Raw genomic sequence first — 15,159 nt, 5'->3', positions numbered from 1 at the left:
TTACTCCAGCACGATCCAGTCGGAGGCCGGCACCATGCGCTTGGCCTTGGTGTCGGCGCGATAGATGCGGCCGACCGGGATGGTGTTGCCGCGGATCGTGATGGGCACACCGATCAGGCCACCGGTGTCGAAGTTCTCGATCGAGTTCAGCGCCACCTTGAAGTTGGCCGCGGTCATCTCCTTGCCGGCGGCGATCGTGCGGCGGGCCGATTCGGCGTAGAGCATGGCGGACAGGAAGCCCTGGATGTAGGGCACGTTCTGGTACTCCGCTCGCATCGCGCGGATCTTGTCCAGCATCGGCGCCGGCGTGGCCGTGTCGTAGTAGTAGTTGTAGGGCATCACGCCCATGAAGCCCTCGGCCACGTCGCCCATCTGCATCACGGTGCTGTTGTCCATGGTCCAGAAGGTGCCCATGAACTTGGTGTCCAGCCCGAGCTGGCGCGCCTGGCCGATGAACTCGGGGATCGGACCCAGGATGTAGCCGTGGAAGATGGTGAAGTCGGGCCGCGCGCGGCGCAGCTTGGCGATCTCGGTCGACACGTCGACCGCACCCGGCGGGGTCATGATCTCGATCGCGACGTTGAGGCCCAGCTCCTTGGCGACGCCGCGGCTGGTCTCGATCGGGTCGCGGCCGAACTCGGTGTCGGAGAAGACGAAGGCCACCTTGGCGCCCGGCTTTTCCTTGGCGATGTAGCGCAGCAGGATGCCGAACTGCTGGGTGTAGTCGGGGCCGGCGATGAACTGGTAGGGGTACTTCTTCGGGTCGTTGAGCTCGGTGGCGAAGGACGCGCCCGACATGATCATGCTGCCGGCGCGGTCGAGCTCGGGGTTGATGGTCTTGCTGAAGGCGGTGGAGTCGCCGTAGTAGAAGTTCACCTTGTTCTGGCTGGTGATCTTCTTGAATGCGGCCACCGACTGGTCGACCTTGTAGGCGCTGTCCTCGGGCACGTAGCGCAGCTTGTGGCCCTCGATGCCGCCGGCGTCGTTGACCATCTTCACGTAGTCCTGGATGCCGGCGTGGATGCCGATGCCGGCAAAGGCGAACACGCCGCTCATCGGGATCGAGCCGCCGATGACGATTTCCTTGTCCGCAGCCTGGACAGCGGGCAGGCCTGCGGTGGCGGCCAGGACCGCGGTGGCCAGCAGGCTCTTGAGTACGGCTCTTCTCATGCTTGTCTCCTTCTCTTTGTATGTGGTGATGCAGTGAGGCGAGGAAAACTCAGGCCCGGAACGGCCAGAGGTGGAAGAAGCGGCGGATGCGGCGCCAGATTTCCTGCAGGCCGAGCGGCTCGAACACCAGGAAGCCGACGATCAGCGCGCCGAACACGATGGTGCGCACCGGCGACAGGATCAGCGTGGCGTCGGCCGACAGCGGCAGCCAGCCGACGATGAGCTTGAGGGCCTCGGGCACCATGGTCATGAAGACCGCGCCGAGGATGGCGCCGAGGATGGTGCCCATGCCGCCGACGATGACCGCGGCGAGGAAGAAGATCGACATGATCAGCGGGAAGCTCTCCGGCGTGACCACGCGGAAGAAGTAGGCCCACATGCCGCCCGCCACGCCGGCATAGAAGGACGACAGACCGAAGGACAGCAGCTTGTAGCGCAGCAGCGGGATGCCCAGCACCTCGGCCGAGATGTCGCGGTCGCGGATCGCGATGAAGGCGCGGCCGATGCGGGTGCGGAACAGGTTGGCCGCGCCCAGCACCATCAGGATGGTGATCGGCACGAACAGCCAGTACAAGCGGAACGAGGTGTCGAAGCTGAGGCCGAGGATCTCCGCCGGCGCCACCGTGATGCCGGCGTGGCCGCCGGTGACCGCATGCCAGTTGGCGAACACGAAGTGCAGCACCACCGATGCGGCAATGGTCGCGATCGCCAGGTACAGCCCCTTCACCCGCAGCGAGGGCAGGCCCACCACCAGTCCGCCGAGCATGGCGACGAAGCCGCCGGCGAGCAGGTTGAGCAGCACCGGCGTGCCGAGCTTCTGCTCCAGCGCAGCCACCGTGTAGGCGCCGATGCCCATGAAGGCGGCCTGCCCCAGGCTCACCAGCCCGGTGTAGCCGGTGAGGATATTGAGCCCGGTGGTGCTGGCGATGTTGATCGCCACCAGGCAGGCGAGGTACAGCCAGTACTCGTCGGCCAGGAAGGGGAAGCCGAGCAGCGCGACGGCGAGGACGGCCAGCCAGGCGTGCTGGGTGCGGCTGTCGAACAGCGACTCGTCGTGGCGGTAGCTGGAGCGTGCGGTTCCGATGCGCATTACAACCTCTCGATTTCGTGGGTGCCGAACAGACCGTAGGGACGGACCAGCAGCACGACGATCAGGATCATGAAGGTGGCCAGCAGCTTGAATTCGCCGCCGAGGAAGCCACCGGCGAGCGACTCGACGACGCCGATGAAGAGGCCGGCGACCAGCGCGCCGAGCACGCTGTCCAGACCACCGACGATCACCACTACCAGCACCGACAGGCCGAACACCCCCATGGTCGAGGAGATGCCGCCCACCGCGCCGACGATGACGCCGGCGATCGCCGCGATCATTGCCGCCACGGTCCAGGACAGCGAGAACACCTTGGGCACGTTGATGCCCATCGAGTAGGCCGCCTGCTGGTCCGATGCCGTCGCCCGCAGCGCCACGCCACCGCGCCAGAAGCGGAACACCGCCAGCGCCGCGCCGATCAACACGGCCGCGACAAGGAAGCCGTAGAACACCTTGGGCGGCACGAAGGCCTCGCCGATCATCACTGGCGCGCTGGGCATGAACTCCGGCAGGCGGCGCGGCTCGGAGGTCCAGACCAGCTCGACCACACCGACCAGGATGGAGGCCATGCCCACGGTCACCATGAACACCGAGATCGGCGACTCGCCCAGCATCGGCCGGATCGCCACCCGCTCGAGCGTCGCGCCCGCCACCCCGCTGCCGATCACCGCAACCAGGATCGCCAGCCACATCGGCATGTTCATCGCCGTGGCGAGGCCAAAGCACAGGTAGGCGCCGATCATCAGCATCTCGCCGATGGCCAGGTTCACCACCCGCGTGGCCTTGTAGATCATCACGAAAGCGAGGCCGGTCAGTGCGTACAGGCCACCGGCGCCAAGGCCGGCCAGCACGATCTCGGCCAGGAAAAGCCAGTCGAAGTCCATCTCAGGCCCCCACTGCAAGCGGTTGATGAAGGCGCTGGCGCAACTCCGAGACGTCGCCCGAACCCAGGTAGGCCTTGATCACCTCGGGGTTGGCCTGCACCTCGGCTGGCGTGCCGTCGGCGATGACCTGGCCGAAGTTGAGCACCACCACGTGGTCGGACAGGTCCATGACCATGCCCATGTCGTGCTCCACCATCAGCACGGTCACGCCCCACTCCTCGCGCACGTCGAGGATGAAGCGCGCCATGTCCTCGGTCTCCTCGCGGTTCATGCCGGCGACCGGCTCGTCCAGCATCAGCACCTTGGGTCGCATCGCCAGCGCGCGCGCCATCTCCACCCGCTTCTGCAGGCCGTAGGACAGCACCGAGACCGGCATGTGGCGGATGTGGTCGATCTCGAGGAAGTCGATGATGCGTTCCTCGACCTCCTGGCGCAGCTTCATTTCCTCGTGCTGCGCGCGGCCGAAGTAGAACAGCGCGTCGAGCACGTTGGTGCGCAGGTGGGCATGGCGGCCGAGCTTGATGTTGTCGAGCACGGTCATGCCGCGGAACAGCGCGATGTTCTGGAAGCTGCGCGCGAGGCCCAGCCTGGCGCGCTCGGGCGGCCGCGTGGCGGTGATGTCCTCGCCCTGGAAGCGGATACGCCCCGTCGAGGGTTTGTAGAAACCGGAGATCGTGTTGAACAGCGAGGTCTTGCCCGCGCCGTTCGGACCGATGACGGTGGTGATGGACCCCGGAGCGACTTCGAAGCCCACGTCGGTCAGCGCCTTGATACCGCCGAACGACAACGTGAGCCCCTCGACCTCGAGGATCGGACTGGCCTTGCCTGGATGCACCTTGTCTCCTCCTGCCAGCCGCCTCTTCCCGGGCGGCCTGTGCGTGCTGTGCTTTAATTGCCAGCAAACGCGAACCCATCGGGGATCGCGATGCGCCGGCGCTGGCATTAATCTTTTTTCTGCCGCTATTTGCAGGCCATACTAGGCAGTACGGGCCGAGTTGTGGATGGCAGATCCGGCCGATCGATTGACATTTCCTGTCACATGATCGAGACATCCCGACGATGCACCGCAGCATCGCAACCACCATGACCGAACGCCTGAATGCCCCTGCCGTCACCGTACCGATCCGCATGATCGGCCAGCTCCTCGACCGCCTCGGGGAACACCGGCCGCTGGCGCTCGACTGCGTCGGTCGCGCCGGCATCGCCCCGGCACTGCTTGAACAGGAGTCGGCCCGGGTCACGGTGGAGCAGTTCGCGCTGTTCTACCGCACGCTCGCCATCGAGCTCGACGACGAGACGCCGGGCATGTTCTCGCGCCCCCTGCGCGCGGGCACGCTCAAGTTCCTGTGCCTCGGCATGCTGGATGCCGCCAACCTGCGCGTCGCGCTGCATCGGTTCTGCTGGTTCTTTCGTCTGGTGCTGGACGACCTTCACTACGCGATGGACGAAGAGGACGGCCTGACGCGCATCACGCTGGTCGAGCGCGCCGACCTCGGCCGCCACCGCATGCTGATCCTCGAGCTGATGCTGATGCTGGTGCAGGGCATCGCCTCGTGGATGATCGAGCGCAAGCTGCTGTTCGCGCGGGTGGACCTGGGCTACCCCGCCCCGGCTCATGCCGGCGAATACATCAACATGTACGCCGGCCCAGCGCGCTTCGACCAGGCACGGACCGCGCTCTGCATCGAGCCGGCGTTCATGGACGCGCCGATCCGCCAGGACAAGGCCTCGCTGTCGGCCTTCCTGCGCAAGGCGCCGATGGACTGGATCCACGTCTCGGTCAGCGAGCGCCTGTTCACCCACCGCGTGCGCGACCTGCTGGAAGCCGGCCTGGGCCGGCCGCAGACGGTGGAGGACACCGCGCGCGCGCTGCACATCTCGCCACGCACGCTCGCGCGCCGGCTCGACGCCGAGGGCACGCACTTCCAGGCGGTCAAGGACGCCCTGCGGCGCGACGTGGCCATCGCCCGCATCTCGCGCACCGATGAACCGATCGCGAGCATCGGCGCCGACCTCGGTTTCGACGACCCGGCCGCCTTCAACCGCGCCTTCAAGCAATGGACCGGCACCCCACCGGGCAGCTACCGGCGGGGACGGCCAGCAAGCTGAAGCCGCGACCGCACCCCGGGAAGGCCGCACTTGGTCCACGCGCGGTGCGGGAGTACATTGGCGCCCACTTCCGCACGCCCAGCCATCGCCCCCTGCACCCATGACCGCCCAGCACCCCGAAATCCGTCCCGAACAGTCGATCGAACTGCTCAAGCAGCTCCACATCCTGACGCGCGACGGCAAGCTCAACCAGGACAGCCGGCGCAAGCTGAAGCAGGTCTATCACCTCTACCAGTTCATCGAGCCGCTGCTGGCCGAGGCGCTGGCCGAGCGGCCGGACATCCAGCTGGTGGACCACGGCGCGGGCAAGTCCTACCTCGGCTTCATCCTGTACGACCTGTTCTTCAAGCAGCACGCACCCGGCGGCCGCATCCACGGCATCGAGACGCGCGACGAACTGGTGATGAGCTCGCGCCGCCTGGCCGACAAGCTCGGCTTCTCGGCCGGCATGCGCTTCCACAACCTGACGGTGGCCGAGTCGATCCGCTCCGAGCGCCTGCCCGAGCGCATCGACGTCGTCACCGCGCTGCATGCCTGCAACACCGCCACCGACGACGCGATCCGCTTCGCCCTGGAAAAGCGCGCGCGCTTTATCGTGCTCGTGCCCTGCTGCCAGGCCGAAGTCGCCGCGGTGCTGCGCAAGAACAAGCAGCGCCAGCTGAAGAACAGCCTCACCGAACTGTGGCGTCATCCCATCCACACGCGCGAGTTCGGCAGCCACGTCACCAACGTGCTGCGCTGCCTGCAGCTCGAATCGCACGGCTACCAGGTCAACGTCACCGAACTGGTGGGCTGGGAGCACTCGATGAAGAACGAACTCATCATCGCGAGCGACCGGGGCCTGCCGCGCAACCGCCCGTCCGCGCGCCTGCGCGAGCTGCTGCAGACGCTGGGGCTGGAGGAACTGGGCGAGCGCTTCTTTGCCGGCGAGCCGCAGTGCGACACGCGCTCAGTTGCCGTCCCGGCGCCCGACGCAGACGCGGACGCCGCCGGCTGAGCCGGCCGTACCGCGCCGCAGCCATACATCATTCAGGAGAACGCACATGGCAGTACTGCTTCAAGTCGACTTTCCGTATTCCGGTCCGTGGGGCGAGGACATGGCGCAGGCCATGCGCGGCCTGGCCGAATCGATCGCACAGGAGCCCGGTCTGCTGTGGAAGATCTGGACCGAGAGCCGCGACGCCAGCGAGGCCGGCGGCATCTACCTGTTCGCCGACCGCGCCAGCGCCGAGGCCTACCTGCAGATGCACCGCGCCCGCCTGCTGGGCTTCGGCGTGCCGCAGGTCAACGCCAAGCTGTTCGACGTCAATCCCGCGCTGTCGGCAATCGACCGCGCACCGCTCGGCGGCTAGGCGCCCGGCGTGGCGTGGCCGGCACGCCGGACCGTGGCCAGCAGCAACGCCGCCGCGGCGAACAGGCCACCGAAGGTCCGGTTGAGCAGGCGCTGCTGATGCGGCTCGCGCAGCAGGCGCAGCACGCGCGCCGCCAGGCCGGTGTAGCCGGCCATGACGATCAGGTCGACGGCGATCATGGTGGCCGCGAGGATCAGGTATTGCGCAAGCAGCGGGCGCGCCGGATCGAGGAACTGCGGCAGCACCGCGAGAATGAACACGATCGCCTTCGGGTTGCTGGCATTGACGACGAAGCCTCGCATCACCAGCGGCCACGGCCGGCCGTGCGCGGCATCGCCTGACTCGACCGCCATCGCCGCGGGCGGCGCCACCCACTGCTTCCAGCCAAGGTAGACCAGGTACGCCACGCCGAACCACTTGATGGCCGAGAACGCCAGCTCGGACGTGGCCAGCACCGCCCCCAGCCCGGTGGCGACGATGCCGATCTGCAGCGCCAGCGCAAGCTGCAGCCCGATGGCGTTCCAGTAGCCGCGGCGAAAACCGTAGTTCAGCCCCGAGGACATCGACGCGATCGCGCCGGCGCCCGGGCTCAGGCTGATGATCCAGCAGGCGACGAAGAAGGAAATCCAGGTATCGAGCAGCATCGGGGTGGGGTCGGGTCAGTTTCGGCGGCGGAAGTCGGCTATGTTAATGCGCCGGCCACGTCCTCGCACGCGCGCCCGGCCCCGCGACCCGAATCCGTTCCGCCACGATGACCGCCCCCACCCGCTACCAGGTGATCCACCTGCACGCCGCCGCACCGCCCAAGCCCGCAACAGGCGCGCCGTGCAACGGCTGCGGCGTGTGCTGCGCGGCCGAACCCTGCCCGCTGGGCGTGCTGCTGTCCCGCCGCCTGCGTGGCGCCTGCCGCACCCTGACGTGGAACGCCGCGCAGGCGCGCTACGTGTGCGGCGCCCTCGCCCACCCCGAGCGCCACGGCGCGCTGGCCTCGATCAGCCGCTCGATGCGCTCGCCCACGACCGCAAGGCGTGCATCGACGTCGGGTTCGTCGTTCTCGATCGCCGCCTCCAGCGCGCCGGCCTCCTCCATCAGCTCCATCGCGCAGATGAAGCCGGCGTTGCTGCGCAGGGTGTGCATGCGCCGCGCGGCATCCTCGCGCCGGCCTTCGGCGAGTTCGCGGAGGGCCTGGGCGGCGGCATCGGCATTGTCCTCGATGAAGAACTCGAGCAGGCCGACGAACATCCCGAGGTCGCCGCCGACGCGCTGGATCGCGCGTTCGCGGTCGATGCCGGGAATGTCGGGGAAGGCATCAGCTGCGGACGCCGGGCCCGCGCCAAGGACGCTCGCCTCGCCCGCGGACAGGGCCGGACGCGGCGTATCCCCTTGCCCACGCGGCCCGATCCAGCGCACCAGCAGTTGCGCCATCTCCTCGAGATCCATCGGCTTGGGCAGCACGTCGTTGGCGCCCGCCTCGCGCGCCGCCGCCTGCTGGTCGTCGCGCACCCCGGCGGTGAAGGCGATGATCGGCAGACCGACGATGCCCAGTTCGCCGCGAATCGCACGCATCGCGCTCAGGCCGTCCATCACCGGCATCTGCACGTCCATCAGCACCGCATCGAAGCCATCGGGGCGGGTCTTCAGCAATTGCAGCGCCTGCTGCCCGTCGGCCGCCAGCGTCGTGCTCGCCCCCTCCAGCGCCAGTGCGCGTTCGACCAGATCGCGGTTCATCGCGCTGTCGTCCACCACCAGCACATGCGCGCCCGCCAGGCGCGGGCCCGAGGTCGCTGCCGGCGCGGTGCGAGGTAGCACGGACTGGTCGGCAGCGGCGCGCTGCAACGGCAGCTCGAACCAGAAGGTGCTGCCGAGGCCCGGCTGACTGTCGGCACCGATACTGCCGCCCATCAGCTCGACCAGACGCTTGCAGATCGACAGACCGAGACCGGTGCCGCCGAAACGGCGACCGATGCCGGCATCGGCCTGGGTGAAGGGCGAGAACAGCCGGCCGAGCGCCTCGGGCGCGATGCCGATGCCGGTATCGCGCACCTCGACGCGCAGTCGCAGTTCGGCCTCGCGCGTCTCGAGACTGCGCACGCGCACCGCCACTTCGCCGCGCTCCGTGAACTTGATCGCGTTGCCCACCAGGTTGAACAGCACCTGCTCCAGCCGCAGGCCGTCGCCCAGCAGCAGGCCGGGCGACGGCTCGGGCATCTGCACGCGCAGGGCCAGCCCCTTGCTGCGCGCCACCTGCCCCATCAGGCTGTCGACGTTCGCCAGCAAGGCGGCGAGGTCGAAGGGGCGCGGCTCGATGCGCAGCTGCCCGGCCTCGATCTTCGACAGGTCGAGCACGTCGTTGAGGATCGCCATCAGCGACTGGCCGGCATTGCGGATGCGCTCGACCATGTCGCGCTGGCCGGCGGAGAGGTTCTCGCGTGCCAGCACCTGGGCCAGGCCGAGGACGGCGTTCATCGGCGTGCGGATCTCATGGCTCATGTGGGCGAGGAACTCGCTCTTGGCCGCGTTGGCGGCGGCGGCCTCGTCCGCCAGCTGGCGGTGGCGCGCCTCGCTGACCTGCAGGCGCTCCTCCATCGCCTTGCGCGCGGTGATGTCCTCGACCATGCCGAGGTAGCGCGGCGCCTCCTCGCTCTCGACCTGCACCGGCGCAAAGCTCAGGCTGACCCACACCACCGAGCCATCGGGCCGCAGGTAGCGCTTGTTGACGCGGTAGCCCGGAATCTCGCCCGCCGACAGCCGATGCAGGTTGTCCGCGCTCTCGGCCACGTCCTCGGGGTGGGTGATGGCGCGCGGGTCGAGCCCGACCAGTTGTGCCGGGCTGCGGCCGACGATGTCGGCGAAGCGCTGATTCACCTCGGTGATCACCCCGCTGCCGGAATCGACCAGCACGACGCCGACCGGCGCCTGTTCGAAGATCACGCGGAACCGTGCCTCCGCGGCACGCTGGGCACGCAGCGCAACCACCTCCTGCCGCTGCAGGTCGCGCCGCCACAACAGGAAGCCGGCCGAATACACCAGCAACAGCAACAACCCCATGACCAGCGCCGTCACCCAGGTCATCAGGCGCACGCGCGCATAGGCCTCGCGCTCGTCGATCTCGGCGAGCATCAGCCAGGGCGTCCCGCCGATAGGCGACGCATAGGCCAGCACCGGCACACCGCGATAGTCCCGCCCGCCGGAGAGGATGCCGGCCTCGCCCTGCGCGGCGCGCGCCGCAGGCAGGTTGGGCGAAGCGAGCGGCAGGGTCAGCACGAGGGCCGCATCGCGCTGGTGACGCAGCGGCGTGAGGAAGCGGACGCCGCTGCCGTCGCGCCGCACGAGATAGGTCTCCGCGGTGCGCGTCGGGATGGGCCAGGACTCCACCATCGGGAACAGCACCGCATCCGCACGCCAGGTCAGGTAGGCCACGCCGCGCGGTGCACGGCCGGCCTCGCCGATCGGCGCCAGCACGCCAAAGCGCGCCTCGCCACGCGCATTCAGGTACAGGTCGACCAGGGTCACGCGCCGCTCGTGCAGCACCTTGCGGATCAACTCGGCATGGGCGCCGCTGTCCGCATCGCCGATGACGAAGGCGGGCTGCCCGTCGGCGTCGATCACCGCCACGCCCTCCCAGCCCCGCGCGCGCTGGGCGTCCCGCATCAGCGCCTGCATCCGCGCGAAGGCCACCGGGTCGCGCCGCCCACTGTCCAGCCAGCCAGCGAACAGGCTGTCGAGCTGTGAATGGCCGGAAAAGTACAGCTCGGCATCGACGCGCGCCTTGCCCAGCCAGTCCTCGATGTGCTGGCGCTTCTGCTCGGCGATCACGGCCAGCGTCCGATGCGTTTCGCGGCGGATTTCCTCGGCGAGATAGCGGTAGCCCACCGTGCCGAGCACGCCGATCAGCACCGACAGCGCGAGCAGCGGCAGCACGAAGCGCCGCCACGGGCGGCGAGGCGCGCCCGCGACCCTGTCTGCTGAAGCGGGGACAGCTGGATTAGTCATGCGTGCTCGATCCGTCGGAACGTCCGAGACGGCCGGTTTCCACCGTCGTCCGGGTCTCTGCCAAGGTGCTTTGGAGTGAAGCTGACAGCCCGCTTCGCCGCCCCTCCGTACGGGCAGCGGGGCTCAGCCCATAAGACGGAATTATCGACGATCAGCGGGTCAATGCGGAATCTCCGTCAAGGCTCAGCGCCCCGAATCCGCGTCGCAGCGGGCTGCAACCCAGCGTGCGTCGGTCTCGAGATCGAGGTCGCCGCGCGGCGACTTGAGCATGACGCGGGTCGCGAAACGCTCCGGGCTGTCCACCCGGGCACGGAACTCACCTGCGGCCTGCGGATCGGTGCAGTTCAGGCGTCCCGTCACGGTGTTGCCCGACTTGCGCACGTCGGTGAGCGTGCAGTTTCCTTCGACCTTGCCCGAGTAGATGGTGTCGCTGCGCGCCTGCGCCGGCGTGATGCAACTGCGCACGGTGCCGTCCTGCCCCAGACGCACACCGCGCTGTGCCATCTGCGCCTCGACCTTCGCGCGCACGTCCGGCGGCAGCAGCTGCAACTGCTGCTGCAGCATGCCCATCTGTGACGAAAGGTCGGGCAGGCCGCCCACGCTCAGGTGGGTCGAGCGAAACTCCCACAGCCCGGGCCGGATTCCCTCCGCGGCGCTCACGCCCGGCGTCGCCATCAGCGCACCCAGCATCGCGCCCAACCACATCAGCCCGCCTCGGGGCAGCCTGTTCCGTTCCATCAGTCTGCTCTGCGCCTTGTTTTCAAGGGAAAGGGGTGGGTACGTCATGGATCGGAATTCTATTCGATCCCCGCCTGCCGCTCGCGCCTAAAGTTTTTCCCGAATCTGCCGTTAAATCATCAAATATTCAATATATGCACCGCGCATGCAGCGCACGCGCGAATTGCGGGCGACCACGATCGCCCCCGCCTGGCCCCGTGGAGACGCTCCAATGAAAAACAGGGCGATTACGCCTACCCGCAACGAGCGCATCATGCGCGAGGACGATTTCATCGTCAGCAAAACCGACCTCAAGGGCCGGATCACCTACGGCAACGAGATCTTCATCGAGTTCTCCGGCTACACCGAACACGAACTGCTCGGCAGCCAGCACAACATCATCCGCCATCCGGACATGCCGCGTGCAGCGTTCAAGCTTGCCTGGGACACCATCCAGGCCGGCCACGGGTTCTTCGCCTACGTGAAGAACATGTCGAAGGACGGCGGCTTCTACTGGGTGTTCACCCACATCACCCCGGATTTCGGCCCGCGAGGCGAGATCGTCGGCTACTACTCGGTGCGGCGCTGCCCGCGGCGCGACGCCCTGGCCAAGATCGAGCCGGTGTATCGCCAGATGCTGGACGCGGAACGCGCGGCCGGCGCCCGCGACGCGATCGGTGCGGGTACGAAGGTCCTGACGGATCTGCTCCAACAATCGAGGATGAGCTATGAACAGCTTGTTTTCGCGCTCTGAGCGCCAACGCTGGATCGCTTGCGGGCTCGTGCTGCTCGGCGCAGGCGGTGCCTTCTTCGGTCCGCTGCATGCCTTGCCCGCACTGCTCGGTGCGATCGCCGTCCTGCTCTGGCCGGCACGCACGACGACCGCCCCGCTGACCGACCTCGACCGGCTGCTGACCGCCTTCAGCGACGGACGGCTGGTCGAGCGCCTGCCGCGCGCCTATGCCGATCCGCGCCTCGAACAAATCCGCCGCCACCTCAATTCGTCGCTGGACCAGACCGAGGCGGCGTTCCGCGAGATGCTGGGCGCGATGGAAGCGTCGGCAGAAGGGCATGACTGGCGCCGCCTGCAGACCTCGGGGCTGCACGGCACCTTCCGGATCGTGCTCGAGCGCATGCAGACACTGCTCGAGCGCCTCAACCAGGCACGGCAGTCCATCGTCCGCGAAGCCCTGCTGTCACGCATCTTCATGCGCTCGGAACGCGGGCTTTCCAATGCCATCGACCGCGTCAACCACGCCCTGGCGCAGGTCGATGACGACGCCTCGGAGGTGCGCACGCTGGCACAGGATTTCTTCGAAACCGCGACCCGCATGTCCTCCTCCGCCAATGCGATGTCGAGCTCGCTCGGCAGCGCGCATGAGTCCGCGCGTGAGAGCGCCGCTTCGCTGTCCGATCTCGACCAGAAGACGGCGGCCATCCGTGCGCTGTCGGGGCAGGTCGACGAGATCGCCAAGCAGACCAATCTGCTCGCGCTCAACGCCGCGATCGAGGCCGCCCGCGCCGGCGAAGCCGGCCGCGGTTTCGCGGTGGTCGCCGACGAAGTCCGCAAGCTGGCCGACCAGTCGCAGCGCGCGGCGAACGAGATCACCACCGCGATTTCGGCCGTATCGCAGGCGATGGACGCCGTCAGCAGCCGCATGGAAGGCCTCGGCGAGGCCGTTGCCGGGGCCCGCAGCACCGCGGATGCCTTTGGTGACGAATTGAGCCGCTCAGCCAGTGCCGCATCGCAGATCGAGCGCCTCGCCAGCACGATCGCCGACGGTGCCGACACCATGACGGCGCTCATGAGCCGGGTCTCGCTCGCCCAGAATGCGCGAGCCAACATCAATCAGGTGATCAACGGCGAAGCGCTCGACCTGTCGTCCCGCCCGGAAATCGAACGCGAGGCCCTGTCAGTGGCCCTCGAGGGCAGATGGCAGGACAACGAGGCCGAACGCACCCACCTGATCGAAGCCTACGACACGCTGTTCGCACGCATCGAGTCGCAGGAACTCCAGCCCCGGTAGCGCACGTCGTGACCGCACCACGGCAGTCCGCGCGCGGCCTTGGCCGAGGCACCTACTCGGCAACATAGGGCTGTATCTGGTCCTGCTCTGCCGGATGATTGCGCGCGACCACGGCGCGGGCCGCTTCCGTGGTGCTCAGATTGATCGCTTCGTGGGGAACGCCTGCCGGGATGAACAGAAACTCCCCTGCCTCGCTGATCACCTCATTCTCCAGCTTCGCGCCCCAGCGCGTCAGAACCTTTCCTACCAGCACATAGATTCCGGTTTCGTAGCCGACATGGTAGTGCGGCTCTGACTTCGCCCCAGGCGGGATCGTCATCAGATGCATGCTCATTCCGCTTGCTCCGACCGTCTCTCCCGAAATACCAACGAAATAAGGCAGTCGCTGACGCGTCAGGACTTCACGGTCTGGCCGGATCGCTCGTACTTCCTGCATATCGCACCCCTCCTCGATCGGCGGCTTGTGGAGCCCTGCCGGACTTGCGGCTCAATGCCCTTCGAGTCCAGCCGCAGGCCGCGTTTTGCTCTTTGGCCATGAACGGCAACGATGGTTCAGGCTTCTCTGGCTCAGGCCAGCGTGTTGGCGCCGACGAAGACGAGGCGCACCGCAACGCCTTGCGGTCATACAGTTCGTGACGTGAAGGCCAGGCTCGTCCGTCTTCCCGGCAGAGGAGGAGGCTGGAGGTCTCGGATCGGCAATAATCGGCGGTCGATATGCCTGGAGCAAGGATGCTCAAGAGGCCGCAAAACTCCGAAATTTGCCGGATGGCCAACGGAAGCAACTCGGCCTCAGCTGTCGTGCGGCTCACAGGCGGCGAACATCCGGACTCGGCCTGATTGCTGCCGCTGGACTGGAAACACCGCTAACCGCCGGACTACCCCAAGCCTGGTACTGAAGACAGGGGCAGGTCACAGCCTGACCACCCCGGCCATCCGACCGTGCAGATGGGGCCAAGATCGATAAGAACGGATTGCTTGAGATGCAGGCCGCACGGCCCCCCGAGAGGAGGAGGAGAGAGGAGCCGTGCGACTGCAAACGAACCGATCGCGAGAATTATTTAAACGCCAATTGAGCTGAGCTGCCCCACGAGTTTCCCTCTCCAACCTGGTCATCGAAGGGTCGAACCACGGAGAGGAAGAAAGACGCAAAACCTGTCCCTAACTCAGGAAACCGCTTTCATCTCCCCCAGCGTCGGCGAAATGACGAAAGTCGCGCCCGTCTTTTTTCGCACCTCGTCAAGTGCGACACCCGCTGCCAATTCATGCAATACGAACTCGCCGTGACTGACACCAAACACCGCGAGCTCCGTCACCACCATCGATACACGCCCCTTTGCGGTCAGCGGCAGGGCGCATTCCCGCAAAAGGCGCGGCTGCCCATCCTTGGTGCAGTGTTCCATCGCGACGATAACTTTCCGCGCCCCGGTCACAAGATCCATAGCCCCGCCCATCCCCGGCACCATCTTGCCGGGCACCATCCAGTTGGCAAGGTTACCGCGCTGGTCTACCTGAAGCCCTCCTAGGACGGTGATATCAACATGCCCGCCACGAATCAAGGCGAACGACATGGCGCTATCGAATATGGCCGCACTAGGTGCCAAGCCACAAGGCTTGCCACCCGCATTGACCACATTAGGGTGCGGCTCACCCTCTAGTGGAGCCAGACCCAGAAAACCGTTTTCAGACTGAAGCGTGATCTCCAGCCCTTTCGGCAGATATCTTGGCACTTGTGTCGGCAGGCCGATTCCCAGATTGACGATGTAGCCTTCCTTAAGCTCCTGCGCGACTCGTCGAGCGATCGTTTCCTTGGCGTCCAT

14 protein-coding genes are annotated in these 15,159 nt (G+C 67.1%); 5 read left to right on the top strand and 9 right to left on the bottom strand.

Features of this window, described 5'->3' with window-relative positions:
- From C664_RS04510 to C664_RS04495, 4 genes are read right to left on the bottom strand one after another with little or no spacing between them, the layout of a single operon-like run.
- Nucleotides 1-1,170, bottom strand: a complete 1,170-nt coding sequence (locus C664_RS04510; protein WP_004253905.1) for an ABC transporter substrate-binding protein — start codon at nt 1,168-1,170, stop codon at nt 1-3.
- 49 nt (nt 1,171-1,219) lie between these two features.
- A complete protein-coding gene (locus C664_RS04505) occupies nt 1,220-2,260 on the bottom strand; it encodes a branched-chain amino acid ABC transporter permease (RefSeq protein WP_004253893.1) in 1,041 nt (346 codons plus the stop codon).
- Nucleotides 2,260-3,144 (bottom strand): branched-chain amino acid ABC transporter permease, encoded by an 885-nt coding sequence (locus C664_RS04500; protein WP_004253890.1) that lies wholly within the window; start codon nt 3,142-3,144, stop codon nt 2,260-2,262. Before C664_RS04500 ends, C664_RS04505 begins: the two co-directional genes overlap by 1 nt.
- 1 nt (nt 3,145) lies before the next feature.
- The gene (locus tag C664_RS04495; protein ID WP_004253888.1) at nt 3,146-3,979 is read right to left on the bottom strand and encodes an ABC transporter ATP-binding protein; all 834 of its coding nucleotides are present in this window, start codon (nt 3,977-3,979) and stop codon (nt 3,146-3,148) included.
- A 248-nt stretch (nt 3,980-4,227) separates the two neighbouring features.
- Between C664_RS04495 and C664_RS04490 the strand changes: the two genes are divergently transcribed.
- From C664_RS04490 to C664_RS04480, 3 genes are all read left to right on the top strand, one after another.
- The gene (locus C664_RS04490; protein ID WP_038010967.1) at nt 4,228-5,253 is read left to right on the top strand and encodes an AraC family transcriptional regulator; all 1,026 of its coding nucleotides are present in this window, start codon (nt 4,228-4,230) and stop codon (nt 5,251-5,253) included.
- 100 nt (nt 5,254-5,353) lie between these two features.
- Nucleotides 5,354-6,250: a class I SAM-dependent methyltransferase gene (locus tag C664_RS04485; protein ID WP_004253882.1), complete on the top strand. Its 897-nt coding sequence runs from the start codon at nt 5,354-5,356 to the stop codon at nt 6,248-6,250.
- A 46-nt stretch (nt 6,251-6,296) separates the two neighbouring features.
- Nucleotides 6,297-6,605, top strand: coding sequence for a monooxygenase (locus C664_RS04480; RefSeq protein ID WP_004253879.1), 309 nt, complete (start codon nt 6,297-6,299; stop codon nt 6,603-6,605).
- Here the strand turns inward: C664_RS04480 and C664_RS04475 are convergent.
- The 3 genes from C664_RS04475 to C664_RS04465 all read right to left on the bottom strand — a co-directional run bounded on the left by C664_RS04475 (nt 6,602) and on the right by C664_RS04465 (nt 11,303).
- Nucleotides 6,602-7,249 carry a LysE family transporter gene (locus tag C664_RS04475; protein WP_004253876.1) on the bottom strand — a complete coding sequence of 216 codons (648 nt, stop codon included), beginning with the start codon at nt 7,247-7,249 and terminating at the stop codon, nt 6,602-6,604. The genes C664_RS04480 and C664_RS04475 overlap by 4 nt on opposite strands.
- A gap of 295 nt (nt 7,250-7,544) precedes the next feature.
- Entirely contained in the window at nt 7,545-10,598 is a 3,054-nt protein-coding gene (locus C664_RS04470) for an ATP-binding protein (RefSeq protein WP_083483046.1), read from the bottom strand.
- Nucleotides 10,599-10,781: 183 nt separating this feature from the next.
- The gene (locus C664_RS04465) at nt 10,782-11,303 is read right to left on the bottom strand and encodes a DUF3617 domain-containing protein (RefSeq protein ID WP_004253872.1); all 522 of its coding nucleotides are present in this window, start codon (nt 11,301-11,303) and stop codon (nt 10,782-10,784) included.
- Nucleotides 11,304-11,547: 244 nt separating this feature from the next.
- Between C664_RS04465 and C664_RS04460 the strand changes: the two genes are divergently transcribed.
- Entirely contained in the window at nt 11,548-12,069 is a 522-nt protein-coding gene (locus C664_RS04460; protein ID WP_004253870.1) for a PAS domain-containing protein, read from the top strand.
- Nucleotides 12,044-13,342 (top strand): methyl-accepting chemotaxis protein, encoded by a 1,299-nt coding sequence (locus C664_RS04455; RefSeq protein ID WP_004253867.1) that lies wholly within the window; start codon nt 12,044-12,046, stop codon nt 13,340-13,342. Before C664_RS04460 ends, C664_RS04455 begins: the two co-directional genes overlap by 26 nt.
- A gap of 52 nt (nt 13,343-13,394) precedes the next feature.
- On the opposite strand, the gene C664_RS04450 is transcribed toward C664_RS04455, so the two are convergent.
- Both C664_RS04450 and C664_RS04445 read right to left on the bottom strand, forming a co-directional pair.
- Nucleotides 13,395-13,676, bottom strand: coding sequence for a cupin domain-containing protein (locus C664_RS04450; RefSeq protein ID WP_004253866.1), 282 nt, complete (start codon nt 13,674-13,676; stop codon nt 13,395-13,397).
- An 829-nt stretch (nt 13,677-14,505) separates the two neighbouring features.
- Nucleotides 14,506-15,159 (bottom strand): 3-oxoacid CoA-transferase subunit B, encoded by a 654-nt coding sequence (locus tag C664_RS04445; protein ID WP_004253865.1) that lies wholly within the window; start codon nt 15,157-15,159, stop codon nt 14,506-14,508.

This window comes from Thauera sp. 63 (assembly GCF_000310165.2).
GTDB classification, from domain to species: Bacteria; Pseudomonadota; Gammaproteobacteria; order Burkholderiales; family Rhodocyclaceae; genus Thauera; species Thauera humireducens.
This window is presented reverse-complemented; position numbering and strand designations above follow the sequence as displayed.

Excerpts from the sequence above, each read along its gene's own strand:
- C664_RS04485 (WP_004253882.1), top strand. The coding sequence starts at position 5,354 with ATGACCGCCCAGCACCCCGAAATCCGTCCCGAACAGTCGATCGAACTG.
- C664_RS04490 (WP_038010967.1), top strand. The coding sequence starts at position 4,228 with ATGACCGAACGCCTGAATGCCCCTGCCGTCACCGTACCGATCCGCATG.
- C664_RS04505 (WP_004253893.1), bottom strand. The coding sequence starts at position 2,260 with ATGCGCATCGGAACCGCACGCTCCAGCTACCGCCACGACGAGTCGCTG.
- C664_RS04445 (WP_004253865.1), bottom strand. The coding sequence starts at position 15,159 with ATGGACGCCAAGGAAACGATCGCTCGACGAGTCGCGCAGGAGCTTAAG.
- C664_RS04450 (WP_004253866.1), bottom strand. The coding sequence starts at position 13,676 with ATGAGCATGCATCTGATGACGATCCCGCCTGGGGCGAAGTCAGAGCCG.
- C664_RS04470 (WP_083483046.1), bottom strand. The coding sequence starts at position 10,598 with ATGACTAATCCAGCTGTCCCCGCTTCAGCAGACAGGGTCGCGGGCGCG.
- C664_RS04480 (WP_004253879.1), top strand. The coding sequence starts at position 6,297 with ATGGCAGTACTGCTTCAAGTCGACTTTCCGTATTCCGGTCCGTGGGGC.
- C664_RS04465 (WP_004253872.1), bottom strand. The coding sequence starts at position 11,303 with ATGTGGTTGGGCGCGATGCTGGGTGCGCTGATGGCGACGCCGGGCGTG.
- C664_RS04460 (WP_004253870.1), top strand. The coding sequence starts at position 11,548 with ATGAAAAACAGGGCGATTACGCCTACCCGCAACGAGCGCATCATGCGC.
- C664_RS04500 (WP_004253890.1), bottom strand. The coding sequence starts at position 3,144 with ATGGACTTCGACTGGCTTTTCCTGGCCGAGATCGTGCTGGCCGGCCTT.
- C664_RS04475 (WP_004253876.1), bottom strand. The coding sequence starts at position 7,249 with ATGCTGCTCGATACCTGGATTTCCTTCTTCGTCGCCTGCTGGATCATC.
- C664_RS04455 (WP_004253867.1), top strand. The coding sequence starts at position 12,044 with ATGAACAGCTTGTTTTCGCGCTCTGAGCGCCAACGCTGGATCGCTTGC.
- C664_RS04510 (WP_004253905.1), bottom strand. The coding sequence starts at position 1,170 with ATGAGAAGAGCCGTACTCAAGAGCCTGCTGGCCACCGCGGTCCTGGCC.